18 protein-coding genes are annotated in these 26,469 nt (G+C 36.9%); 7 read left to right on the top strand and 11 right to left on the bottom strand.

Annotated elements, in window-relative coordinates; all coding sequences use genetic code 11:
• Positions 1 to 57: 57 nt before the first annotated feature.
• Together ACUN24_RS22440 and ACUN24_RS22435 are read left to right on the top strand one after the other, a co-directional pair.
• A complete protein-coding gene (locus ACUN24_RS22440; RefSeq protein ID WP_445564548.1) occupies positions 58 to 2,565 on the top strand; it encodes a DPP IV N-terminal domain-containing protein in 2,508 nt (835 codons plus the stop codon).
• 587 nt (positions 2,566 to 3,152) lie between these two features.
• Positions 3,153 to 3,575, top strand: coding sequence for a PepSY-like domain-containing protein (locus ACUN24_RS22435; protein ID WP_445564547.1), 423 nt, complete (start codon positions 3,153 to 3,155; stop codon positions 3,573 to 3,575).
• A gap of 202 nt (positions 3,576 to 3,777) precedes the next feature.
• On the opposite strand, the gene ACUN24_RS22430 is transcribed toward ACUN24_RS22435, so the two are convergent.
• The gene (locus ACUN24_RS22430; protein ID WP_445564546.1) at positions 3,778 to 4,614 is read right to left on the bottom strand and encodes a M57 family metalloprotease; all 837 of its coding nucleotides are present in this window, start codon (positions 4,612 to 4,614) and stop codon (positions 3,778 to 3,780) included.
• A gap of 122 nt (positions 4,615 to 4,736) precedes the next feature.
• Between ACUN24_RS22430 and ACUN24_RS22425 the strand changes: the two genes are divergently transcribed.
• Positions 4,737 to 7,562, top strand: coding sequence for a S8 family serine peptidase (locus ACUN24_RS22425; protein WP_445564545.1), 2,826 nt, complete (start codon positions 4,737 to 4,739; stop codon positions 7,560 to 7,562).
• A gap of 235 nt (positions 7,563 to 7,797) precedes the next feature.
• The gene (locus ACUN24_RS22420) at positions 7,798 to 9,450 is read left to right on the top strand and encodes a M28 family metallopeptidase (protein ID WP_445564544.1); all 1,653 of its coding nucleotides are present in this window, start codon (positions 7,798 to 7,800) and stop codon (positions 9,448 to 9,450) included.
• Positions 9,451 to 9,530: 80 nt separating this feature from the next.
• Here the strand turns inward: ACUN24_RS22420 and ACUN24_RS22415 are convergent, their stop codons facing one another.
• Complete coding sequence (locus ACUN24_RS22415; protein ID WP_445564543.1) at positions 9,531 to 10,133, bottom strand: outer membrane beta-barrel protein; 603 nt, start codon at positions 10,131 to 10,133, stop codon at positions 9,531 to 9,533.
• Positions 10,134 to 10,451: 318 nt separating this feature from the next.
• A complete protein-coding gene (locus ACUN24_RS22410) occupies positions 10,452 to 11,009 on the bottom strand; it encodes an NADPH-dependent FMN reductase (RefSeq protein WP_445564542.1) in 558 nt (185 codons plus the stop codon).
• Between the two features lie 103 nt (positions 11,010 to 11,112).
• On the opposite strand from ACUN24_RS22410, the gene ACUN24_RS22405 reads away from it, so the two are divergent.
• Positions 11,113 to 12,315 (top strand): MFS transporter, encoded by a 1,203-nt coding sequence (locus ACUN24_RS22405; protein ID WP_445564541.1) that lies wholly within the window; start codon positions 11,113 to 11,115, stop codon positions 12,313 to 12,315.
• Between the two features lie 53 nt (positions 12,316 to 12,368).
• Here the strand turns inward: ACUN24_RS22405 and ACUN24_RS22400 are convergent, their stop codons facing one another.
• From ACUN24_RS22400 to ACUN24_RS22390, 3 genes are all read right to left on the bottom strand, one after another.
• Entirely contained in the window at positions 12,369 to 13,010 is a 642-nt protein-coding gene (locus ACUN24_RS22400; RefSeq protein WP_445564540.1) for a hypothetical protein, read from the bottom strand.
• A gap of 162 nt (positions 13,011 to 13,172) precedes the next feature.
• Positions 13,173 to 13,802 carry a hypothetical protein gene (locus ACUN24_RS22395; RefSeq protein ID WP_445564539.1) on the bottom strand — a complete coding sequence of 210 codons (630 nt, stop codon included), beginning with the start codon at positions 13,800 to 13,802 and terminating at the stop codon, positions 13,173 to 13,175.
• Positions 13,803 to 13,813: 11 nt separating this feature from the next.
• Positions 13,814 to 14,467 (bottom strand): outer membrane beta-barrel protein, encoded by a 654-nt coding sequence (locus ACUN24_RS22390; RefSeq protein WP_445564538.1) that lies wholly within the window; start codon positions 14,465 to 14,467, stop codon positions 13,814 to 13,816.
• Between the two features lie 311 nt (positions 14,468 to 14,778).
• Between ACUN24_RS22390 and ACUN24_RS22385 the strand changes: the two genes are divergently transcribed.
• Positions 14,779 to 15,255, top strand: a complete 477-nt coding sequence (locus ACUN24_RS22385) for a hypothetical protein (protein WP_445564537.1) — start codon at positions 14,779 to 14,781, stop codon at positions 15,253 to 15,255.
• A gap of 85 nt (positions 15,256 to 15,340) precedes the next feature.
• Positions 15,341 to 15,565, top strand: a complete 225-nt coding sequence (locus ACUN24_RS22380) for a hypothetical protein (RefSeq protein ID WP_445564536.1) — start codon at positions 15,341 to 15,343, stop codon at positions 15,563 to 15,565.
• 244 nt (positions 15,566 to 15,809) lie between these two features.
• Here the strand turns inward: ACUN24_RS22380 and ACUN24_RS22375 are convergent, their stop codons facing one another.
• The 5 genes from ACUN24_RS22375 to ACUN24_RS22355 all read right to left on the bottom strand — a co-directional run bounded on the left by ACUN24_RS22375 (position 15,810) and on the right by ACUN24_RS22355 (position 26,142).
• Entirely contained in the window at positions 15,810 to 17,096 is a 1,287-nt protein-coding gene (locus tag ACUN24_RS22375; RefSeq protein WP_445564535.1) for a hypothetical protein, read from the bottom strand.
• A 484-nt stretch (positions 17,097 to 17,580) separates the two neighbouring features.
• The gene (locus ACUN24_RS22370; RefSeq protein WP_445564534.1) at positions 17,581 to 19,542 is read right to left on the bottom strand and encodes a WG repeat-containing protein; all 1,962 of its coding nucleotides are present in this window, start codon (positions 19,540 to 19,542) and stop codon (positions 17,581 to 17,583) included.
• Positions 19,543 to 19,961: 419 nt separating this feature from the next.
• Positions 19,962 to 22,256 (bottom strand): M60 family metallopeptidase, encoded by a 2,295-nt coding sequence (locus ACUN24_RS22365; RefSeq protein WP_445564533.1) that lies wholly within the window; start codon positions 22,254 to 22,256, stop codon positions 19,962 to 19,964.
• Positions 22,257 to 22,421: 165 nt separating this feature from the next.
• Entirely contained in the window at positions 22,422 to 25,022 is a 2,601-nt protein-coding gene (clpB, locus tag ACUN24_RS22360; protein WP_445564532.1) for an ATP-dependent chaperone ClpB, read from the bottom strand.
• Between the two features lie 88 nt (positions 25,023 to 25,110).
• The gene (locus tag ACUN24_RS22355; protein WP_445564531.1) at positions 25,111 to 26,142 is read right to left on the bottom strand and encodes a rhomboid family intramembrane serine protease; all 1,032 of its coding nucleotides are present in this window, start codon (positions 26,140 to 26,142) and stop codon (positions 25,111 to 25,113) included.
• Between the last annotated feature and the right edge of the window lie 327 nt (positions 26,143 to 26,469).

Here is a 26,469-nt window from a genome sequence, read left to right as displayed (position 1 = left end):
TTAGAACCTGCTTAATATCCTTTAATTAAATAATTTAGCGGCTCAAACAAAATTTTGATGAATAAACTTTACAAACTCATGCTAGGCGCGCAGTTTTTATCTTTAAGTGTAGCCGCACAAAATAAAACCTTTACCATAACCGAAAATATTCAGCCACAGCCTAAAGCAAATTATCAGCTTGCATCGCGTTTTTCGCCAAACAAGTTGAAGAAGATGGTTTATTCTACCGCTGTAGATCCGCATTGGCTAAAATTGAGCAACCGATTCTGGTACACTTTCGAAAGTCCAAAAGGGAAATTCTGGTACCTGGTAGATCCTGCATCAAAAAGTAAAAAACTAATGTTTGATAATGCTAAGCTGGCAGCAGATATTACCCTGATTGTTCGTGATCCATTCGATGCAGAACATTTACCGCTCGAAAACTTAAAATTTGCTGCCGACGAAAAAAGTATTTCTTTCGAAATCAAAAGCACGGTTGATGAGCTAAAACAAGATAGAAAAGATAAAAAAGCTGCAGATTCTATGCAGAAAAAAATATTTTCTTTCAAATACGAATTGGCCAGTGCAAAATTAACTGAGGTACCAAATTTCAGTAAACCAAAGCCTAAACCATCATGGGGATCTGTAGCACCCGATTCTTCGGCCATTATCTTCTCCCGTAATTACAACCTGTTTTGGATGGATAAAGACAACTACAAAAAAGCGGTTAAAAATGAAGATGACAGCACCATTGTAGAGCACCAACTCACTAAAGATGGCATTAAATTCTATTCGTACGGAAGTGATGGCGATGGCGAGAACAATGTGGAGAACGAAAAAAACAATAAAAAACGTCGCGGCGCTTATGTGCTTTGGTCGCCGAATTCGAAATATTTTGTGTTAGACAGAACCGATTCGCGCAAGGTTAAAGATCTTTGGGTAATTAATAGTGTTACGCCTGGTCGGCCAACTTTAGAAACTTATAAATACCAGATGCCCGGAGAAGCCGAAGCTCCTCAGGATGAAATTTTACTGTTCGATTTTGCTGCAAAATCTTATAAAAAAATGAGTGTTGCTGCATTTAAAGATCAAAGTGTTTCCGTATGGAGCAAACCTTCATTAAATAAAGACCGTGATAACGAGTTCCGCCCATCTATTTGGTTAGGTAACGATAGCAGGTTTTATTTTTCGCGTACCAGCCGCGATTTAAAACGGATTGATATTGGTACTGTTGATATTGCCACAGGTAAGGTTACTCCATTAATCGATGAACGCTTTAATACTTATGTTGAAGTTAACCGTCCGGGTTTAGTTAACGATGGTAAAGAGTTGATTCATTGGAGTGAGCGCGATGGCTGGGCACATTTTTATCTTTTTGATGGAAACGGGAAGCTGAAAAACCAAATTACCAAAGGTGCTTTCCATTGTGAGAGCATCGTAAATATCGACGAGAAAAAACGCATTCTTTATTTTACCGCTAATGGCAGGGAAGGCAAAGAAGATCCTTATTATTTACATTTATACAGTATTAATTTCGATGGCTCGAACATGAAATTGTTAAATGCCGGCGATTTTGACCATCTGGCAAATATGAATGATAACAATACCTTCTTTGTTGATAATTATTCGAGGGTAAACACTGCACCAAAAGCGACGCTTTACGATGGAACAGGCAAAAAAGTAATGGATCTTGAAACTACAGATCTTTCATTGCTGGTGGCAGCGGGTTACAAATTTCCTGAGCCTTTCAAAGTAAAAGCAGATGATGGAATAACTGATTTGTACGGTGTGATGTATAAACCTTTTGATTTCGATCCCAATAAAAAGTATCCGATTATCGAGTATGTTTACCCAGGGCCACAAACCGAGGCTGTAAACAAAGCTTTCAGCAAAAGCATGGACCGAACAGAACGTTTAGCTCAATTTGGCTACATCGTAATTACCGTAGGCAATAGAGGCGGAAACCCTTCGCGTTCTAAATGGTACCATACTTATGGTTACGGCAATCTGCGGGATTATGGTTTAGCTGACAAAAAAACTGCTATTGAGCAATTGGCCGCCAAATATTCATACATAGACGAGTCTAAGGTGGGTATTACCGGTCACTCTGGTGGTGGTTTTATGTCTACAGCAGCCATGTTGGTTTATCCGGATTTCTTTAAAGCTGCGGTTTCAAATGCAGGAAACCATGATAATAGCATTTACAACCGTTGGTGGAGCGAAAAACACCATGGCGTAAAAGAAACAATCTCTTTAAAGGGCGATACCTCATTTAAATATAGCATTGATAAAAATCCTGATCTGGCCAAAAACCTAAAAGGTCATTTGTTATTGATGCACGGTGATGTAGATAACAATGTGCATCCGGCGAACTCAATCCGTGTAGCCAATGCGCTAATGAAAGCGGGTAAACGTTTCGATTTCCTGATTATTCCAGGTCAGCGCCATGGTTTTGGAGATATGACAGAGTATGCTTTCTGGAAACTGGCCGATCATTTTAACAAATATTTAATCGGCGATTTTTCTGAACCAAGTGATGTTGACCTGGTAGAAATAGACAGAGATATTGAGCAGAACGGAAAATAATTTCATTTAACCACAGATAGACACTGATACACACAGATTCAACCCGTGTTTATCAGTGTCTATCTGTGGTTAAATATTTTTACTTCAAGCCATCTGTTTTTTGGAAACAATTTTCCCTTGCCATGGTTGTGTCCTCAAAAACTATTTTTTATAACGATAAGTCATCATTGCGAAGCTAATTTAATCGCTGCGTCACCCTGAATTTATTTCAGGGTCTTTTTAATATGGGTCGTCTTATAAGACTAACCTTCATTAGTCGTGGCAATTTACCCGGTTAGTGTTTGTTTTACTGTTAGATAGTTTTTTGGAAAGCAGGGCCAGGTAGTTCTTCGGTTATTTCAGCCCTGCTATTGCCTATAGTCCCGATTTGAATTTTCTTAAATACTATATTCTCTTAAATCGGGAGCTATTTGGCGCTATCAGGTTTAATTATTTTAGGGTTGTGTTTCAAATCTAAACCTTTCGATTGCAAAGTTTTCCCTTTTCGCCATGGTTTGTGTCCTCACAAACCATTTTTTAGACGATCTACGGGCGAAACAATTAAAGGACATGACTGTTGTTTTATTATGAATTATAAAAGCACAATTTTGGCAGCATTTCTCTTGGTTGGAGGGATTACCAGTAGCAGCGCTCAAGATATAAATCAAAAAGATGTTCCATCTGTTATTAAATCGGCATTTAATAAAGCTTATCCGAAAGCAACGGATGTAGACTGGGAAAAGAAAGGCGCAAATTATGAAGTCGATTTTAATATAGGAAGCGTTGATCATAAGGCTACTTACTCCGTTTCAGGCAAATCACTTTCTTTTGAAAAGGATATCCCAAATGGCAAATTACCAGCAGTAATTGCTAAAAATATTAAAGCAAAATATCCAAAAGGCAGGATTGATGATGTTGACTGGATTAATACTGCCGGAAAAATAACCTACAAAATCGATATTGAAGGTACTCCCGATGTAAATGTTTGGTACGACGCCAGTGGGAAGTTTATCAAAGAGGTAGCTGATTAAATTTTAACATGATTGTGATGGCTTGTTTCCCCACAAACCATTTTGTTGTTATTTAACCACAGATAAAAAGGATGCACACAGATCAATCCGTGTTGATCTGTGTGCATCTATGGTTAATAGTAACTTGTTTCATAAGAGTCAAACAAAAAAGCCCCGAAATTTTCGGGGCTTCTGATCTGTTAAGGTAATCCGTTAATGGCTTTTATTTGTAAAGGTAATTTACAGCAATTACATCATTTGCATTGAAAGTGCGGTTGCCACCGTTAGAACAGGCTAACATGAATGAAGCTGCATCAGGATTAGAAGGTGTTCCTGGTATTCTCACCGCGCCAACATTCGATGCGCCTTCATTGCCTGCACCACTTGCACCACAGCTAAAAGCACGGTTCATATAATCTGTATGACGGAAACCAATGCAATGGCCAACTTCATGCTGGATTACTGAAGCCAGGTACAGCAAATTAGGGTTGGAGCCATATGCAGCTGAATTGGTGTTCATTCTGATCTGGTTAAAAGGCTGACCTGATGAGGTAGGGAAACCAGCAGAACCTAAGGTAATAAAACCACCGCTCGGCCCTTCGTTAAAACCTACTACATTAATGTTTCCTGTTGTTCCGGCGCTAGCCCTTTGGAAAGTGATACGTAAACCCAACGAGTTGTATCTCGAAATCATGGTGTTTACAGCATCGCTATATACCTGAGGTAAATTGGTTACCGATACTGTAATTACACGTGGCAACGATTTAACAAGGTTTGTGGTTCGGTACTGTTCAGTTTCGGCAATATTTAAATTTGCATCAGTAGAAGGTTCGGCTAAATTGTCGTCAGTTAAAAGAATATCGCCTTCCACCAAGTAACCTTCGTCTATCTTACGGATATTGTCGGTACTGAAGCCTAAGGATTTGATCTGTGATAACTTGTCTGCTGAAATTTCAGTCTTGCTTTCTACTGCATTTTCCGTATTATTACTCTTACAAGAGTATAGGTTCGTGAGAAGAAGGCATGCTGCTGCAATCGATAAAAAATTAGTTGTTTTCATCTTAGTTAGAATTAAATTAGTTTAGGTTGAATTAGTTAGTTAATAATGTTTGCGGATTACCTTATAAATCCTAATTTAGGGAAGATAAATCATGTAAACAAAAATTTATAATAAAATAATATTTGAAAGTCATTAATGTATATTTAGTTTTAGTCTTTTGTCTGTCTGTTCTTAGTTTAAAGGCACAGGTACAACCTGGCGGAATAGAGAAAAAAAATGAAAAATATATTTCAAAAACTGGAAATTCTGTAAAATTGGGCGCTGATCAGCCTGTTCTGGTCAGATTCAACCATACTTTAACAGCAGCCGAAATTCAGTTATTGAAACCCCAAAAAAGTCTTTCAGGCGACTATTTTATCGTCGAAAAATCGAATATTTCTAACTTTTCAAACCATATAATTTACCAGGAACAAGCCAACGGACTTTGGAAGGTTAGTGATAGATTGATGAAGGTGCTGAGTAAAAGCAATAAAAGGAACGATTCTATCTTGGTCCGACTAGCCTTCAAAAATATAAATGCGCTGCCAAAGGCTATTGCGAGTTTAAATATAAAATCAACCGATACTGTAAATCACATTTGTACTATTTACCTATCATCAAGCGATTTAATGTTGTTGTTGGAGCTTAACGATATCTTATATGCCGACATTTTACCTGTTGCCAAAGAGGAGGAGGTTATAAATGGACTCGACCTGACTTTAAATCAAATTTCTAATGCCAGAAATCTTTTCCCGGGCATTGATGGTGCAGGTATAAATGTTTCTTTTAAAGAAGGGATGTACGATGCTACCGATCTTGATTTATTGGGCAAAACGGTAACCGGAGCTACCATTGGTAAAACGCCTACCACTCATGCTACCATTATGGCAACTTTAGCTTTAGGAAACGGCAATTCCTTTATCAGGGGTTTAGGCGCAGCACCAAAGGCCAAACTTGCCTATTCTGATTTTACTAATCTGATGCCCGACCTGATTACCGATTTAAATAAACTTCAGGTTAGCGTTCAAAATCATTCTTATGGTACCGATATTGATAACGATTACGGAATAGAGACTGCAGCATACGATAAACAAATCTTCGAAACCGATACTTTGATCCATGTTTTTTCTGCGGGAAATAAAGGAACAAGCACACCTTCAGTAGGGTTTTATCAGGGGATGACTGCCCGTGCCAATTTAACGGGTAATTTTAAGCAGGCGAAAAATCTATTGGTGATAGGAGGGATCAACAGAGAAAATATTTCTGAAAATCTAAGCAGCAAGGGGCCTGCATACGATGGTCGTGTAAAACCTGAACTTGTTGCTCTAGGCGAAGATGGGACATCAGGCGCTGCAGCAATTACAAGCGGGTCTATTACTTTGCTCGAACAATTTTATCACCAGAAATATAAAAAAGCACCTTCTGCATCACTCATCAGGGCAACAGTGATTAATTCTGCCGATGATTTAGGCACACCTCAGGTTGATTTTGTGTACGGCTATGGAAAACTCAATGTAGCTCAATCGTTAAAAACTTTAGATGAAAACAGGGCATCATTATACGAAGTGGCCAAAAATCAGGATTTGCTTATTCCCTTAACTATTCCGGCGAATGTAGCCGAAGTGAAACTGACTATTGCCTGGAACGATCCTCCTGCTGTTGTAAATGCAGCACAAAGTTTGGTTAATGGATTAGATTTAAGTCTCGAAACCCCTACAGGGAGCCAAATCCTGCCTTGGGTATTAAGCAGTTTTCCTCATTTAGATTCCCTCTCAAAACCGGCAGTGCGTAAGGCAGATATTATCAATAATGTTCAGCAAATTACCCTTGATAATCCATCCACCGGTGCTTATAGTATTCATGTCAAAGGCAATAGGATCGAACAAGGTAATAACCAGTCCTTCGCACTGGCTTATCGTTACACATTCAAAAACACTTTTTCCTTTATTAGTCCTGGAAAAAATGAATACTTTTTTGCCAATGAAGATAACTACATCCGTTGGGAGAATACCTATACAAGCCAAACGGGAAACTTGTTGGTGAGTTATGATCGAGGTACTACATGGAAATCAATTGCTTCGGGCGTCGATTTAAGTACAGGCTTTTACCATTGGAATCCACCAGATTTGTTTGTTAAAGCAATGATAAAAATGGAAGTGGAAGGAAATGTAATATTGAGCCAGCCGTTTGTTATTTCCAGTCCGAGGATATTGAGCGTTGGCTATTTTTGTAAAGATGGTTTGGTGCTTAACTGGAATCCACAACCAGGTGCAAAAGACTACACTTTGTACAATATCGTAGATAATATCCTTTCTCCGGTGTTAACCCTTCCTGATACCCTGGTTAAGCTTGATGCAAGCAAGATTACTAGCAAATATTTTGCTGTGGCGGCGAACGGTACAGATTTTACGGGGCTGAAAAGTTATACGATCGATTATACACAGCAGGGAATTGCCTGTTATGTGAGAAATTTATTTGCATCAGTGGCCGATGATCAGCGGATAAGAATTGACCTGAGCATAGGCACTACTTTGGATTTAAAGAACATCATCTGGGAAAAACTGACAGGTCCAAATACTTTTAGTGTTTTAGCGCAGACGAAACCCATTTCAAATCAGCTTAATTATACCACTTTTGATGATAAACCGAAAGCCGGAATCCAGTTTTATCGTGTTACTTTCGAAACAGCTAACGGTCAGGTACAAAGCGACCTGGTATCGGTGGTTATCCTGAAGGAGGATGAATTTTCTTTTTTTCCTAATCCTGTAGCTGATTATTTAACCATTCTGAGCGGATCATTTGAAGATTATAGCCTGTCTATTTTTAACATATTAGGGCAGAAAGTTTTCGAAGAGAAAGCCACAAGTTCGAATAAATTTGCACTCAATGCTTTATCAACAGGGGTTTATGTAGGGGTGATTAATAAAAATGGGCAACAGTTAAAGAAATTTAAGCTGATTAAGAAATAACTCTAACTATACACGTTTGCGTAAATCTTTGTGTTTAGCGGAGGCATATGTTTTTTCCCGCAGATTTAAGATAATAAACGCTGAAATTTAGAATTAAGGATGCTTAAAGCTTAGTCTGCGTAAATCTGCTAGATCAGCGGGAGACCCGCAAATTTGGGGTTATAAGTACAGAAACTCCTAATTTCTTCGTATTTTTCAGCAAATGTGATTAATCATTCAGAAAACAACCTTTAAAATGAAAAAACTCCTGATATTTTCTAGCTGTGCACTTCTGTTCTTTGGTTCATGCAAGCAAAGCGCAAAAAGCACTGATGGTAATGCCGATTCTTTAGCCATAAAAGCCATTAATGATTCGAGTTTAACCCAATATTTATCTGTTATTGCTGCTGATAGTTTGGAGGGAAGAAAACCCTTTACCAATGGAGAAACCAAAACCATTAATTACCTCAAAACTCAGTTCGAAAAACTAGGTCTGCAGGCAGGCAATGGAGATAGTTTCTTTCAGGAGGTGCCGATGGTAGAGATTAAATCTGTGCCTGAAGATAAAATGGTATTGAAAGGAAAAACTGCTTCGCTAACATTAAGTTATTTAACTGATTTTGTTGCTGGTACCCGCCGTGTGCAAGATGAAGTGAGCATGAGTAATTCGCAACTTGTTTTTGCAGGCTATGGCATCGTAGCTCCGGAATATGGCTGGAACGATTATGCGAACCTTGATGTAAAAGGAAAAACGGTGGTGGTGTTGATTAATGATCCTGGTTTTGCAGATTCTACTTTGTTTAAAGGTAAAAATATGACTTACTACGGCAGATGGACCTATAAATTTGAAGAAGCTGCCCGTCAGGGAGCCACAGGGATCATCATCGTACACGATACAGAGCCAGCGGCTTATCCGTGGACAGTTGTTCGAAGTGGTTGGTCGAAATCTAAACTTACCCTGCAAAGTAAAGATAATGGAATGAGCAGGGCTGTGGTAGAAGGCTGGATTACCTTAGATAAGGCTAAACAGCTATTTGCATTGGATGGGAAATCATTCGATCAATTGGCATTAAGTGCCCGGAAAAGAGGTTTTAAGGCTGTTGATTTAAATATTACGACCTCACTAAAAGTTAAAAATACCATCAAGAAATCGGTTACTTATAATGTTCTGGCTAAAATACCAGGCGATAAACGTAAAGATGAAGCTATTATTTATTCGGCACACTGGGATCATCTGGGTGTAGGAGAGAAAGTAAAAGGAGATTCTATTTATAATGGAGCGGTTGATAATGCAACAGGTGTAGCAGCTTTATTCGAAATTGCTTCGGCGTTTAAAAAGTTGCCTAAAGTACCTGGGCGTACCATTTTGTTTATTTCTTATACAGCAGAAGAGCAAGGTCTTTTAGGGTCTGAGTATTATGCCAAACATCCTGTTTTTCCATTGGATAAAACTGTTGCCAACATTAATATGGATATGATGGGCATAGCGGGTAAAACGAAAGATATTGTCGTGTACGGCTTTGGTCAGTCAGAATTGGAAGATTATGCTGCTGAAGCCGCTAAAAAACAAGAGCGGGTAATCGTGCCAGATCCTGTTCCATCATCTGGTTTGTACTACCGTTCCGATCATTTTAATTTGGCAAAGGTTGGTGTACCTTCATTATTTACAGGTTCGGGTGTAGATAACATCAAAAACGGCAGAACATGGGGATTAAAGCAGGTGGCCGATTTTACCAAATTCCGTTACCATTCGCCACAGGATAATTTTGATGCCAAAACCTGGGATTTATCAGGTATTGTAGCAGATGTTCGAATGCTTTTCGATATGGGATATCGCATCAGTAATGAAGCTTCGTATCCCAAATGGAAGGAAGGATCGGAATTTAAAACGATCAGAGAAAAGAAGTAAACAAAAAGCGTCCCGGTGGTAAACCGGGACGCTCTTCGAAAAAAAAGTCATTTATTAAATTTCCCTTAAGGGAGAATTAATTAAAAGTAGAACTGTACACCTAATCTTGGTGAAAAAGTATCAGCGTTTAAGCCAAAAGTATTGGTTTTAACTTTAGCACCAGTTCCTTCAGCTTTAACAGTGTAATTGTCGTAGCTTAAACCTTTAACTGAAAATTCGATACCGATTTTCTTAGTTGGGAAGAAAGCAAAACCTGGAGCAAGTTCTACACCGATTTTAGTAGTAGTACCTAATTTAACAGCGTTATCGCCGTTAGCATCAGTTGCTTTTAACTCGCCAAATGCCAATGGTACTGATAATTGTCCGAAGAATTTAAATTGATCAGATAAACCAACATAGTAACGGCCAAATGGAGCAACTTTAAAAGTACCTTCTTGGGTTTTGCTGCTTACTTTTTTATCGTATGCGTAACCAACACCCGTACCGATTGCAAAATTATTGCTGATAAAATAACCAACACTTGGTAATACGCTAAAGTTGAAATCTGCTTTTGGAGCGCCGTCAACTTTTGTAGAGTTTACACCTACATTACCACCTAACATAAAATTTCCTTTTTCAGTTTGTGCTTGTGCACCATAAACTAAACCTGCTACTGCTACTAAAGATAATAATAATTTTTTCATCTTTTCTATTATTTATTTGTGATTAAAATATAGCCAGTTTTACTTTTTTAATTTCTGACTATATTTGAATAAAAGTCAATACCTGTGCCATAAAACTCTGTCTGCGTCATCAAAAAATCAGTTTTTGACCAACTGCCTAATTGATAAACAGATGTAAATTTAATGTTAATTCAATATTATTTTCGCGTGACGAAAAATCAATCGATTGATTAATTTTTTAGGTATGACAAATTGACAATCTGACTTTTTTTGTATAAATGTCAGATTTTAGGGTAGCAGAAATGGCAGGTTTTTTGGACAACCTTAGCACTATTTTGGCTAAACCTTACAAGCAGAAATTAAATTTTCTATTTTCTTTTGGATAATAGAGATTGTTTTTTCGTCGTTTAAATTTCCATCCGCATCGAATTTATTTTGCGCCTGGGCAACTAAAACTTCTGGCTGTAAAACCGGATTCATATTCAGGAATGTAAAAACAGGCAAAAATGCCATTTGCATTCTAACGGTTCCCCACATACCTTGGGTAGCACCCATTACCGCAACAGGTTTATGCATCAAAGGCGAATCTTTTCCGCGGCTGGCCCAATCAATGGCATTTTTCAAACCACCTGGAATAGAATAATTATATTCTGGAGAAACAATGATAAAAGCATCGGCAGCAGCTAAAGCATCTCTGAATTTCTCCACGCTTGCCGGTCTTTCTTCAACTTCTGGCAAATCATGGTCGGCATTATAAACGGGGATGTCATCATAAGCCACAATTTCAAATTCTATACCATCGGGGATCAATCCGCCTGCCACTTTAAGTAACATCGCATTGTAAGATCCTTTTCTTAAGCTTCCGCATAAACCAACAATTTTTCTGTTCTTTTCCATAGCTATTAAACCAGAACATTATCAAAATGTTTGGTTTTTGCAAGGACAATCGGTGTAGTTTAAAAATTTATAATCACTATTTTTGGCATGTAAGCTATTCGTTATGACTGAAAATACATCTACCACTTCCATTATTGAAAAAACCGTTTTTCCGATTCTTTTTGCTTTAAGTTTTTCGCATTTATTAAATGATACCATACAATCATTAATTCCTGCAATTTACCCGATCATCAAAACCAGTTATCGTTTAAGTTTTTCGCAGATCGGGCTAATTACTTTAACTTTTCAGTTAGCCGCATCGCTATTACAGCCTTTTGTAGGTTTATATACGGATAAAAAGCCTCAACCGTATTCTCTTGCAATAGGGATGGGATTTACCCTGATCGGTTTAGTTTCACTTTCCCAATCAACTCATTTTTATACCATATTAATTTCAGTTTGTTTTATTGGGATAGGTTCTTCTATATTCCATCCGGAAGCCTCAAGGATGGCGCACGCTGCATCAGGAGGAAAGAGGGGATTGGCACAATCTGTTTTCCAGTTGGGAGGTAATGCCGGTAGTTCTTTAGGTCCACTATTGGCGGCCTGGATTATTGTACCATACGGGCAGTTCAGCGTGATCTGGTTTTCGGTAATTGCACTTTTAGCTATTGTTATTCTAACCTATGTTGGCAATTGGTACAAAGGATTTATGCTTTCGAGAAGTAAAAAGATCAATATTCAAACTGTTGTTAACCAATTTTCGAGGGGGAAGGTGATTTTTTCGGTATGCATTTTACTCTTGTTAATTTTCTCGAAATATTTCTATATGGCGAGTTTAACCAATTATTTCACCTTTTATCTCATCGATAAATTTCATGTCTCAGTACAAACCTCACAGATTTATCTATTTGTATTCTTATTCTCGGTAGCTGCCGGAACATTATTGGGTGGGCCAATAGGTGATAAAATAGGACGGAAATACGTAATCTGGGCATCCATATTGGGTACCGCTCCATTTGCATTGCTGCTTCCACATGCCAGTTTGTTTTGGGTAGGAATACTTATTGTCCCTATTGGAATGATTTTGGCATCAGCTTTCTCTGCAATCCTGGTTTATGCACAAGAATTAATTCCCGGAAAGGTAGGTTTAGTTGCCGGTTTGTTTTTTGGCTTTGCCTTTGGTATGGGAGGTATCGGATCGGCCTTGTTGGGTAAATTAGCAGATTCTACCAGTATCGAATATGTATTTAATATTTGTGCGTTTCTGCCTTTAATCGGTTTATTAACCGGATTTTTGCCGAATATTGAAACGAAGAAGAAATAAAAAAGCCCATCCATTTTTAAGGGGACGGGCCAAAGCTTTGATAGTTGAAGAGTTTAAAATAGGATATAGATCTTAAAGCCCAGGTTATTGATAAAACCCTGGCTATTTAAATTGAATGAAGTATATTCGCTTTTGTAAAAAGAGTTATTGGCGCTAACCTCATTTTGTTCTGTTTTGCTGTAGGCAATATCTGCCGATAACAAACTTGTTTCTAATGCAAATCTTTTAGAAACAAACCAGGTGATACCTCCATATGCGCCTACAGCGTATTGATCGGAAGTATAATTGGTTACTTGTGGGGAAGTGTTAGTAGATTCGCTGTTATTTTTACTGTGTGTATAGCTGGCTCTCCCACCTGCATAAGCAAATAAGGTTTTTACAAGAGGGAAATAGTGCTGATAACTTAGGTTACCACCATAGCTTTTTTGCTCTTGGTTATTCATATTGTCGTTCCCATAAGTATTTTTATTTAGTCCATAAGTCAAATCCAACCCAATTTTATTGTTGTCTTTAAAAAAATAGCCATACCCTAATGTGAATGAGTTGTTTTTTACTTTGTTTTCGTAGTTGTTTCCTGAGACTTTGTTGGTAGTTGAATTAACGCCAAAGCTTAAAGCGTTTGTGCCTTTTGTTTGCGCGAAACCGCATAGGGAGATACCCACAGCCATAGCTGTAACTAATAATTGTTTTTTCATTTCATTTGTGTTTTTTGTGTATTCAATAATAAAATAAAAAAATGAAATTAACTGTTTTTTTAGTTTGTTTTTATTTAAACTATTGATTATCAATGACAAAAAAAAACACCAATCTGATTTCTTAGATTGGTGTTAGATATTAAGAATAAATGGAATTGTATTTTACTTCGAATTTGCATTCAGTATAAAATAATACAGTTCAGTAGGAGAAAAATTGAAATCGCTACCTATTTCGCCTGTAATTGATTTGAGCTTTCCATTTTCTTCTGGAAAAATGCTTCTGTAATATTCGATCTGGGCATTGCCTATTGATTTGATCTTCCCGTTTTCTTCAGCGAAAATACTTCTGTAATATTCGACGGTAACATTACCAATTGATTTGATTTTTCCATCTTCCTCAGGGAAAATGCTTCTGTAATATTCGATAGGCATATCTCCGATTGATTTGACTTTTCCATTTTCTTCAGGAAAGATGCTTCTGGAATATTCAATTTTTTTATCACCTATAGATTTAATTTTACCATTTTCCTCTGGAAAAATACTTTTGTAATATTCAAATTTCTTATCTCCAATGGATTTAATCTTTCCATTTTCTTCGGGGAAAATGCTTTTGTAGTATTCAAAATTGGTATTACCAATTGATTTGATCTTTCCGTTTTCTTCAGGGAAAATGCTTTTATAATATTTTAATTCTGTGTTTGCTGTAGTTTGTGCTTTTACACAAAATGCATAAGTTAAAAGTAGGGTTAAGCTTAAAACCTTTAAGTTTAGCCGTCTAAATATATTTTTCATTTTATTAAATGTTAAAAGTGATAATTGAAAGTAAATGTTGGTGTGAAATTCTGCAGGGCAAGCCTTAGGTTATTGGTTTTATCATAGTTGTAAAGCGATTCTTCAGCATAGTAATTTTGATGGAAGAAAGCTACAACGGGCAATGAAAACTCCAATGCAGCATGTTTTGATAGAAAATAACTAAAGCCAGGACTTATACTTGCGCCCCATCCCTTTATTTTAGCATCTGTTCGGATCAGGTAACCTTCATCATCAATGCGGTTAAAAGTGTTTACCTGTAGGAGTAGGTTTGCCTGCATGAAAAACTTAAAACGATCTTTAATGTCGATGTATTTGCGTACGAAAGGAGAAAAACCAAAGCTAAATTCCTTTACTCCAAGCTGTTCTTCGTAATATCCGTATTCTTCATTCCATGCGAGATAATTTTCACTCCTGAGTTTTGAAAGATTTAACGGGATTTCCAAGCCTATGGCAAGATTATTGGCTAAAAAATATCCTCCCCTTGGCGTTAAGGTAAAAGTGTTTAAGCTGGGTGATGAGCTGTTTTGTTTGGAAGTTCCAAAGCTAAGGCTTCCGCCAACAAAGCCTTTTCCTTTTTCAGTTTGGGCATAGCTGCGCCAACTGACGGCGCATAACAGCGCCATGATGATTAATTTAGGTTTCATTTAATTTGTGTTTTTGTGTGTAATCAATAATAATCATTATTGAGACAAAATGCAAGAAAATGAACTATCATGTTAGTTACTTTTAATTTTTAAAGTGATTTTAGTAGCTTCAAGATAAATAAGATTCTTGGTGCTGTTTTTGCATAGCCTAAAACTGAATTGAGGCTTGAAAGTTGAAGATTAGAAGTCTTGAGTGAGAAGAAAAAATCGTTGTATCTTCCTGGGCAATAGAATCATATATTAAGCGATAAATTTGAGGCTTGAAAGTTTAATGTCCGGTAATGTTGTTGTTAATAAAATTGGAATAGATAATGAAGTATTTTCATCACATAAAAACCATATCCTTTTTTTTTCTTTTATCAACGCTGATAGGGTGTGGTGGCACAGTGAACGAATTTATTTTTCTGGACCACATGACCTTTACAAATTTATATGATAAAAATGCGGTTAAGATTTCATATTATATATTGATCGACAACCCAGAAGCTAACAATGAAAAGCTAAAAACTGCGATTATTCAATATATAAGAGGTAGGTTGCGTAACGATAAATCCTTGAAAACGAAGGATCTTGCATCACTCAACTTTGTATTTTATAAAAAAACAGGCAACACCTCGTATTTCATTAAAAACGAAGAATCTCCTGGTGGATTATCGAATGAAGAAATAGCTCATTATAAAGAAGATTATATAGCTAATTATTACGTGACCAAATGTACCGGAGGTTTTATAGAAAAGCTGTATCTATATGATTTGCCAGAGGACACCGTTGTTCGTAATTGTAAATAATTTTGGGTGTTAGCGCTTAGCAATTTGTAAAGTGAGATAAGAGATGGAGCGCGTTTTAATTAAAGTATTTATTGAATAAGGGCGTATGAAAAAAGCAATTTTAATTGGTGCAATAGCTGGTATTCTTTTCTCCATTTGGGATACGTTGTTAAGTTATTCAGATAGTGCGCCAATAGATGTTGAACCAGGTCTTGAGATCATTTCATGGTCAGTGGTTGTAAAAACTATGATTTATATGCTTATTGGTGGCGTGGCAGGAGGGCTGATCATGTTTATGATTAAATGTTTTAACCGGAGTTTGGGAAACTGAAATTCTTTAACCCAAAGCCATTACAGCCTTGTGTAATCTAATATAATAAAATTAAACCCCTTACGATCATTTTCTTTCACCAGTTTAATCCTAAATAGGTCACGCATCATTAACTCTTGACCAAATTAGTTGTTCATTTTATCTTTCTTCATAAGGGTGAGGGTCAACTTGGTTATTTCGATTGCAGATGTTTTAATTTTAACATAACAACTAGTTAATATCTGATGGCTAGGCTCACTACTATCTAGTGTTTGGTTTTATTTTGTTTCCGCCATTCCGCCATACTCAAAGGTTGATTGTCTTTTCCACATGAACCATTGTATTCACATTCTTCAACAAGGTATTCATCATAGTCTGCATTGTCCCACCACAGACTGAACTTTGGAAGGTTAAAGTAATTGTTCTTTTCCAAGAGTTTAACGTCTTCCTGATCCAAAAAGAACCTTAGTCTGCCCATTATTCGCGATCCGTCCTTGTAGGCCGGATCGTACTTATATTGTTCACCGAAATAGGCAAGATTAGCCATTAGTTTCAAGTTCTCAGCTTTTGATAAATTTTTACCGTCTTTATTAGCGCCCAAGTATTCTAGATATTCTTTTATATCATTCAATATAAACCTATTTTCTGATCTATCATCGGGGATATATAAATTTTGCAGCAGCTTGAATGTGTTGGCGTGTAACCTGGCCTTTTCATCACATTCTCTGATCCAGAAAAGTTTGCCATAATCTAAAGGGTCTTTTTTATTAAATCTCGTCCTTTGTACCACCCATCTTAGTAGTTCATTGTCTTCGGTAAAACCAAAGGTCTTAACTAATCCCTCCATAAAGTACTGGTCGTTAGCAATCAGCCAATTGTATTGCGACTTATCTGCGTTGAATAAATACATATTTCTGGCCGTCAAAATCTGTAAATTTCTTTTACGCCGCTCGCTCAAATTTGAAATATCTTTCCACAAATATTTTTTAACCTCATTGCCACTCCCATTCTTGAATGTTTTCGAGGTACTATTCTCTATATGAGCGGTAGCCAAGTATGATTTTTGATAATCAATAATGCTGGGGATCGGATAAAGTTCGGTGATGAAATTCAGTTCGTTGACAACAAAAATCCCATTGTTTTCTGCATCATTAGGGATGTAAATAGGAGATTTGCTACATTTATCAATAAAATTCGCATACACAAAATGGCGGTTAGGGCTACTATCGGTTTTTCTATTAAAAATCTCTTGTATCCTAGTATTAAACTCCTGGTTATTTGGCGCTTTATAGCCATTTTTAATGAGAAAATGCCACAATATTGGAACAGTTACTTCGAGATCGCGTTCAGTATAAGTATATGGATTGTCAAATGATGGTTTTCCATATTCCAATTGTTTTTTTAATACTGCCTCAAGTTCTTGATGAACTTGTATGCTTTTATTACATCTTTTTACCTCAGTGGTTTTTGTATTTTCGCCCACCTTTTTTTCTTGGCATGAGATCGGACCAAAAGAGATTAAAATCAAACTTATTAAAATTCTATGTTTCATTCTGATCATTTATTTCGGTTATCCAGGTCATGTAATTGAAAGTTATTCTCTCTTATTGTTATGGCATTACTGTCCTTTAAGAAAATCCAAAACCAATTTGTTAAAGCCTTTTGACTGTTCAAAAGAAAGGTAATGCGTTTTGTTTAGAAAAAATCAAGTCTTTAATCTCTGATCATTGCTGCAATTGATTTGGTATGATCAAAATTGTAAGTTAGTTATCTCTTTCTGAATTTTCTTTTTTAGCTTTTCTTAGGCCTCTTTTTTATACGAAAAATTTCCTGATACATAAAAACAGTCGATTCTATTTCGATCTACTCCGGTGCTAAACTTGTAAGTAACCGGTGCTAAAACGGCCAACTGGAAGTCTTTCTGCTCATCTTGGGTACATGCCGCAAGTAATATCAATAAAATGATAACTTCTTCATATTTGACTATTCTTTCTCAGATTTCCTTTTAAATGTTGTCTAGTTTCGGTAGCATGATTTCAATAGGTTTTTAAGAAGGTTTTTAACTGAGTAGCCAGATGTTTGTTTTTCAGGATATACTTCAATCTTCCAGATTTATCGAGTTCGTTACTAATATTGTCAAAAATGAAAGGAACAACTTCTTTGCCATTTTTATCCAGGAGTCCATAGTAATAACTACTGCCATCGGGTGTACGAATTCCGGCGATAAAATAGTCGCTGATTTCAAAAAATGGATCGATGAATTCATATTTGAATGGTGTTAAAAGGTTTAGGGTATGATCCGCTAAGGCTTTCTTCTTTTTATCATTTTCAACAATAAAAAGCAAGGGATACTTTATATCGGATGATATAAATTCATTAATGGTCCGGATTGTTTTGATTCCTTGATCAGGAAGCCGCTTAAAGTTCAGGTCATATACTTCATCTACATCATTATTTTTATGGCCTATTACGAATTTATCATATTTATCAACGCTGTAATACTCAAAAGGTAGGACAACTTTGTTCCTGTTGAATACCACTCCAACTGCAGATTTATCTCCGGTTGTTTTCTCAAAAACATCATACCCAGGCTTTAATGTTTGCATATAACTTTGGAACTGCGGTATGGGCACCATCTTTTTATTTGCCCCATCTAACCAATGTAGTTTGTTATCAACAATAAAATAATCGTTGCCAACCTGTTTAAGTTCCTTAAACTGTGCTGCTATAATTTTATCGCCCTCTTTATTAGAAATCCCATATTTTAGCCCCTTTCCGTTTTCGTAAGTATTATAAATGATATTGGGATTGTTTAGGTCAAAGAACTTCATACCCGAACGATGGTTATTGAACTTTACGATGCTGTTTTGCTGAAGCAGATCGAACTTCGTGGCAACAATCACATCAATCGTTTGAATATTATCTGGAAATTCTACAATGACGAATTGATTTTCGGCTGCAATTACTTCTTTCCCTTTATCCGCTACTTCATTATAAAAAGGGATGTCGCCAAGTTCTTTGATCCGTTCCTTGGTTAAGCTGGAAACGTAAGACTGAAATTTCACCATCAGATCCTTAGCTGTTAACTGCTTCTGGGTGATTTTGCTAAGCGCTTGCTTGGCTTCGTTTTCGTTATCAGTTTTAAGTATGGCTAAAAAAGTATCACGCAGTTCTTTCAAATGATTTGTTATATCTTTCCTGATCGAGAGTATTGGTATGGAACTTAGTGCAATAGTGTTCATTCTTAAATTCTGGCCGTTATAAGCTTGATAACCAATAATGTCCTTGTAGATCGAAATGGGTATTTCAAGCCTGGCTACATTATCTTTGATCTTTTCTATATTAATGAACTGATTTTTATATAGTACTTGTTTCGCTGATTTTCCAATAATGAATTTCTCAAAATCCAAAGGAAGCCTTAACTTAATTTCGGTCTCAATACTGTCAATCCGTTTCAGCCCGATCTGATTTTTTGCCAGTTTATTACCCTTAAAGAAATAGTTTTTTTCAACGATTTCTATGTCCTGTTCAAAGGGCTTAAATAAACTATCCCTTTCCTCAATAATTGAGTTATTATCGGTCAAACTGTATCTGCTTTCAAAGTCAAACCTCCTTGGTCTATACAAAACATTCTTGTCTTCTTTGTAGTTTTTATTAAAGTTTTGATTAAAATATAACTGCTTACAATAGATCTTGAAGATTTCGACCAGCTTCGAAGTATTGTTGGTTAGTGAAAACAGTGGTGCAGATTTTTGCACTGCACTTTTTTCACCCGACGAAAAATGTGAGGTCAGCTGAATGCTGAAACTAGCGGTCTTAATTAATTTGTTTAAAACTGCGGTGTCTCTTTCTAACTGTTGTTTGAGATCACCTAGCTTCATGGCTTGCAGATGTGCTACATACTCTCTTACCGGCTTTGATTTTTCAGGGTTTTGGCCACCGCATGAACTCAGGAATAAACCTATGACAAATACAGTGAGCGTTAATTTATATTTCATATTTGCTTTTACGGCAAGCTTCAAAAATCCTGCCAACGCAGCCTCCAAAAAAGAAATAAGTAGATTTAAAAAGGCTTCTGGCAATGATAAAAAGATAAGTTTTGATCGTTACCTTGTGTACGTAAGTTTAGTATTTCCAGGCTTTTATGAGGGAGAAAGGAAAACTGAATATCATCATCCTTATTCTGTGCATGAATGGCAGAAAGGTGATTTTTGCACATTTCGCTGGTAGGTTGAAATGCAAAAAACAAAAGTAAAGATTGATAAAACATAGCTGAGAAGCAAGGTAGTATCATACGGGTGCATTTTAAACCTTATAGCTAGCTTCTATGGTTGTTTTCCGTTTATCAGCGGTTTACTGTTGATCAATTAAAAAATCCGCAGAAAATTAACCTGCGGATTTAATTTCACACCCCAACTTAATGTGGTAAATAAGTAACGAATTCTTGTGGGATCCAGGTTTTATAGTGATGCATTTCTGCTTTTGCTTTTTCGCTAACCGGTATTTTCCATATTTCGAAAAACGACGATAAATTAGCATTGGTAGTTTTGCAGATGGTTGTATACCAGAGATCTATCCGTTGTTGGTTACTCAGCGGATGGTCGTAGTATTTTCTAGGATCCATTTCGCGGTATATTTTATTGGCTTTGATAATAGACTCCCATCCAAAATGTTCAATAATTTGGATGTACATGCATAAAGCGGTAAAGGGGCTCTTTCCCCATTTTTCAAAAGTAGGTTGGTTTTGAAGATAATTATGGATTTTCTCCTTTACTTTATCTCTGCTTGCAATTCCATCGTGATTATATAAGCCCTTTTTTAATACTTTATCATATACATATATTGTATAAAGGTTAGTGGTTACTTCACTAACTTCATCCATATCAAGACCCCAAAACTGATGGCGATGGCCTAACTCGTGGAAATGGCCCCAGCTTCCTTTTTCTTTTAGTATTTTTTCGTTTAGCATCCATTCGCAACTTTCATCATCAGGGGACACAATTTTATCCCAAACCGTAAACATATAACCATAAGCAACCTGATTATCAATGATTATTCTTTCGGGATGTGTTCTGGTTTGACTAATAATGGCTAAATCGGCGTCTGCATCCATTATTTGATCCCATAATTTTAGTAACGACTCAGGATTTTCTAAGTTTTTAATTCGGTAGGAAGGAACGGTAAGAATAATGTTATTGGTAGCAAGTTCTGCCCATGGTGCAGGGTTATTTTTGATCGTTTCCCATTCGGCAAGGGTATTCTTTCCTAACTTGTAATAAGGTGCTTTAACCACACCACTTGCGGTAATATTAATAGATTTAAGTGTGGAACTATCCGAAATCTTGATGTATAACAATCCGCCATAAGGCGAAAAAACCGTTGTGGTATCTTTATCAAGTTCGAATGATCTGGTTAAATCAAAACCGGCCCTTACCAGATTATCCATGTGTTTTAAATCGTCGTTATGGATCCCGATCTGAGCTTTTAAATATTGGTTCCTGTATTTAGGATCGACCACAATACTGACTTTCTCACCTGCTGGTACGTAAACTCCGGTACTATGCAGCCTGAAATAATCCGGATAGGGATCAGCTAACCCCTGTGAGCCAACTCTTACATCTATATCGATTTGCTCAACATTCCGTTTTGCGTTTTGAGGCACTCTGCCTGGAAAAACCTTACTTTCTGGATAAACAAAATCTGTTGCTTTATCTACATTATGGCTTTTGTCAAATAGATATTTTGAAAATTTATAACCTGCTTTTTTTGCTGGTGTGGAAATATCAAGTGGATTTTTGAGCGTTGGAACAGCTAATGTATCACTAATCACTAAAATGGATTTTAACTTTTTAATAATTTGACTGGTATCAGCATTGTTTGAAAAGGTAAGTTCAAGATTTGGCTCTATTCCATAAGCATATTCTGTAGGATCAATGGATGTAAAAGCAGGGTTTGCCAACTGTTTAAAGATAGCTTTCACACTAAGATAAAAAGGAACATCTTTTAAATTCAAGGTATCGTTAATGTGATTTGCCTGAATTAAAGTATAAGCATTAAATATCCCTGCCTTGCTGAGTAAACTGTTTATTTTAACCAGGTCGTTGAGGTAGGATTTAGTGTGGTCTCGATGTTTAAAAATACCTGGATAGGGGGAGCCATAAATGAGTTGACCGCCATCCCGTATATATTTTTCGATTTTTTGTTGTGCAGTTGTATCCTTAACATCTTGTGTTAAAAAATATAAACTGGTATTGGGCTGAAATTTGGCGTTTTCAGCAATATAGACTCTCGCTTTATTGGCTTTTAAGAAACTAATTAAGGCAGGATCCGCAGATTTGGTTACAGCTACTTTAAGTTTTTTAGGGTGAGTGCCTGCATTTTCGAGTATATTTTTTAATAGTTTTTGAACATTTTGATCGCTCAATAATTTGCTTTCAAAATATTCTGATGAGCCGATGGCAAAAATCTTTCCTTTACCTAAGGTACTGGTCATGATTATTGTACTTGAAACTTCTACCTGTGGGGCAAGCCTGTGTGTTGCTACAATATCAGGTTCTTCATTCGTGGTATAAAATGTCGAAACAAATTTGCCTGTATCGGGCATGGGTAAAGACTTGACGTCTTTTAAAAGTGATGATTTTTGAAAATTTTGTGCGAAGGCATAACTGGTGAGGAATATCAGATTTAAGAGTAGATAGGTTTTTAGATTCATTTTCAAGAGCTTGTATATTACAATTTTAAGCATCTAAAATTGCTATAACAATATAGCTTATGTTAAAAAAAGCTAAAATATGCCAATTGTTTTCCCTAAGTCCTTAAAGTTTAAAACAAAAAATCCCGCCCCAATTTTATTGAGACGGGATTTGATCGGAATGTATTAATCAACGTTTTGGTTCAGGAACACAAAATTATGATCGAACATATCTAACTTAATTTTGCTGTCTTTATCTATCTTACCCGCTAATATCTCTTTCGACAACTCATTTAAGATTCTTTTTTGAATGACCCTTTTTAACGGTCTGGCTCCAAACTGCGGATCGTAACCCAACTGTGCCAGCCAATCTAAAGCTTCATCACTGGCGTCCATCTCTATACCCATTTCGGCCAATGTTTGCTGTACCTGTTTAAACTGTAAGCTTACAATATTTCTGATTTCGCTGCGGTTTAACGGGGTAAACATAATCAGCTCATCAATCCTGTTCAAAAACTCCGGACGAATAGTCTGTTTTAATACCTCAAACAATTCGTTTTTGGTTTTGGCAATTACCTCATCGCGGTTTTCGTCGCTTAAGTTTTTGAAGTTATCCTGAATTAAATGTGCACCAATGTTAGAGGTCATGATGATGATGGTATTTTTAAAATTCACCGTCCTTCCTTTATTATCGGTTAAACGGCCGTCATCCAATACCTGTAACAGGATATTAAATACATCGGGGTGTGCTTTTTCGATCTCATCAAGCAATACCACCGAGTAAGGTTTACGCCGAACGGCCTCGGTTAACTGTCCGCCTTCATCGTAACCAACATAGCCTGGAGGCGCTCCGATTAAACGTGACACGGCATGGCGCTCCTGGTATTCACTCATATCAATACGGGTGAGTGCATTTTCATCGTTGAATAAAAATTCGGCAAGGGCTTTTGCAAGTTCCGTTTTACCAACACCGGTAGTACCTAAAAAAATGAAAGAGCCTATTGGTTTGCGTTTATCCTGCAAACCCGCACGTGAACGGCGGATGGCATCAGAAATGGCTTCAATTGCTTCATCCTGACCAGCTACGCGCTGGTGTAACTCTTCTTCTAAGTGAAGCAACTTTTCGCGCTCACTGGCAATCAGTTTCGTAACCGGAATACCTGTCCAGCGGCCAACCACACCTGCAATATCATCAGCCGTAACTTCTTCTTTCAGCATGCGGCTATCGCTTTGCTGGCTTTCTAAATCGGCTTTAAGTTTTTCAACTTTATCCTGGGCCTCTTTAATTTTTCCATAACGGATTTCGGCCACTTTGCCATAATCACCGGCACGTTCTGCCTGTTCAGCTTCTAATTTGTAATGCTCAATTTGCTCCAGTTCGTTATTTACCGCATCTACCAGGTCTTTTTCACCTTGCCATTTGGCTTTAAATTCATCGCGCTCTGCTGATAGATTGGCAATTTCTTCTGAAAGTTCTTTAACCTTCCTATCGTCTTTTTCGCGTTTAATCGCTTCGCGTTCAATTTCTAAACGCATAATTTCACGGTCTAAAGCATCCACATGTTCTGGTACGCTGTCCATCTCCATGCGCAATTTAGATGCAGCCTCATCCATTAAATCGATGGCCTTATCTGGCAAGAAACGATCAGAGATATACCGCTGACTCATTTCTACAGCCGCAATAATGGCTTCATCTTTAATCCTTACTTTATGGTGGGTTTCGTAACGTTCTTTTAAGCCGCGAAGGATAGAAATGGCATCCTGGGTATCAGGTTCTTCCACCATCACCTTTTGAAAACGGCGCTCCAATGCTTTATCTTTTTCTAAATATTTCTGGTATTCATCTAAAGTTGTGGCACCAATGGCACGCAGCTCTCCACGGGCAAGAGCAGGTTTCAAAATATTCGCTGCATCCATTGCACCCTCACCGCCACCAGCACCCACTAAGGTGTGGATCTCATCAATAAACAGTACGATTTCACCGTCGCTTTGCGTAACTTCTTTAACTACAGCTTTTAAACGTTCTTCAAACTCGCCTTTATATTTTGCACCAGCAATAAGCGAACCCATATCAAGCGAATACACCACTTTGCTTTTTAAGTTTTCAGGCACATCACCTTTAATAATCCTGAAGGCAATTCCTTCGGCAATGGCAGTTTTACCCACACCAGGTTCACCGATTAAAATCGGGTTGTTTTTGGTTCTGCGTGATAAAATCTGGATTACCCGACGGATTTCTTCATCGCGGCCAATTACCGGATCCAATTTTCCGCTTTCGGCATACTCGTTTAAATTCCTTGCATATTTACTTAAGGCCTGATAAGTAGCTTCGGCATTTTGATCGGTTACCCGGTTATCACCACGTAATTCTACAATGGCTTTTTTAAGGTCTTTTTCGTTAACGCCTTGCTCTTTTAATAATTTTGATGTGCTATCGCTAACGGCTAAAATGCCTAATAATAAATGTTCTACAGATACAAATTCGTCTTTAAACTCTTTTAAAAATGTTTGCGCTTTCTGTAAAACGCTATTTGCATTAGATGACAGATAGACATTACTTCCACTCACTTTCGGGAATTTAGCAATCTCTGCATCCAAGTTTTGATTTAGTGAATTAAGGTTAACGTTCAGTTTCTTTAAAACATAAGAAACTACGTTTTCATCAACAGTAAGCAGACCTTTAAGCAGGTGTGCCGTTTCAATAGCCTGTTGCTGATTGCCCTGGGCTATTTCAGAAGCCTGTTGAATTGCTTCCTGGGCTTTTATTGTAAAATTGTTGAAGTTCATAGCTCTTTTAAGTCAAAACAAATGCCACAACAATTTTGATTTTACAATCGGAAATTTTGTCGGTAAGTTTTTGCTTTAAGTGACTAAATTACTGATTTTTAATGGTTTGTGCTGAAAATTTGTCTGATTTTATATTGTTGATTTGAAGATATATGATAGTTAACATAGCTCCGCAAAATAAACCAGCAAAATGCGCAACATGATTTACACTTCCTTTCAAAAATCCATTAACTGTAGTCATTATTGTAATAGCCGCTATATTAATGATTATAAATTTACGTAGTTCAATAGCTATTTTTCTGTTGGTTAGCATGCCTGAAAAAACGCCTAAAAGCCCAAATATAGCACCTGATGCCCCTACAGTTAGGGTGTAATCCGTTAAATAAAAACTTATCAAATTTGCAAAAAAGCCTGTGAGCATATAGATAATCGCAAACTTTACATGCCCTATCGCCGGTTCTAGAATTGAACCTATATAAAATAGCATAATCATGTTCATTAAGATGTGAGGGAAATTACTATGTAAAAAGATAGCGGTTAGGAGTCTCCACCATTCTCCACTTATAATTGCAGGTTTAAAGTACGCGCCGGCAGCAATTAGTGTTTCCTGATCAAAATTTTTAAAGAAAAAGCCCGAAGAGGTTAGCATAACGACATAAATTAATATGTTGATATCCAATATTATTGTAGTGACAAAAAATAGCCTGGAAGGAATAAATATCTTTAAAAAGCTTTTAAAACTATCTATCTTATAGAGATTTAATATTGGAATAGGAATATTCGCATCTAAAATTTTATTTGCCATTTTCTTCAGTTCTTTTTCACTTATCAGTTGCTTTGTATATTCGTAATGTGATAGGAATTTATTCAGATATACTTTATTCCTGGAATTTTCGGCAATTATCAGATCATCAATGCACGTTAATGTCACCTCGTTATTTTTTATTACTATCGTAAATACGCTATAAGATGAATGGTACTCAGAATGATTTATGGAAGCAGTAAGACGTTGTTCATTGTAGACAGAAACTTCCCAGCCCAGATCTTCAATCGTTAGATTTGCTAAAGCAATAAAATGTGCAGGTGAGTTTTCTACGAGTTTAAATTTAATTGTGGCCATAATTATCTCACAAGATATTCAATAATTACAATTCTTAGCGCCTGTTTAAATTTTTATAACAAATATAAATGACCTTTTGGTGTCGCACTGAGGAGTAATTAATTGTTTAAAATCAATATGAGTGACGTACAATTGATTTCTTTTGCCATACACCACGGTCTTGCCTCGGCTCGCCGCCGCCGAAGGGCTCTTTCTTTTTGGCATCAAAAAGACCAGCGAAGCTAGCTTGAATGCCATTAAAAATATAAACACACATGAAAAAACAAAAACTGCCGGCTGAAAATTTTTCTTTCGAAGCTAGTAGGTTGGCTTGGACAATGCAGCCCG

Source organism: Pedobacter sp. WC2501, from assembly GCF_052682415.1.
Note: the sequence above shows the minus strand (reverse complement) of the source record. Positions and strands in the feature narration are given on the sequence as shown.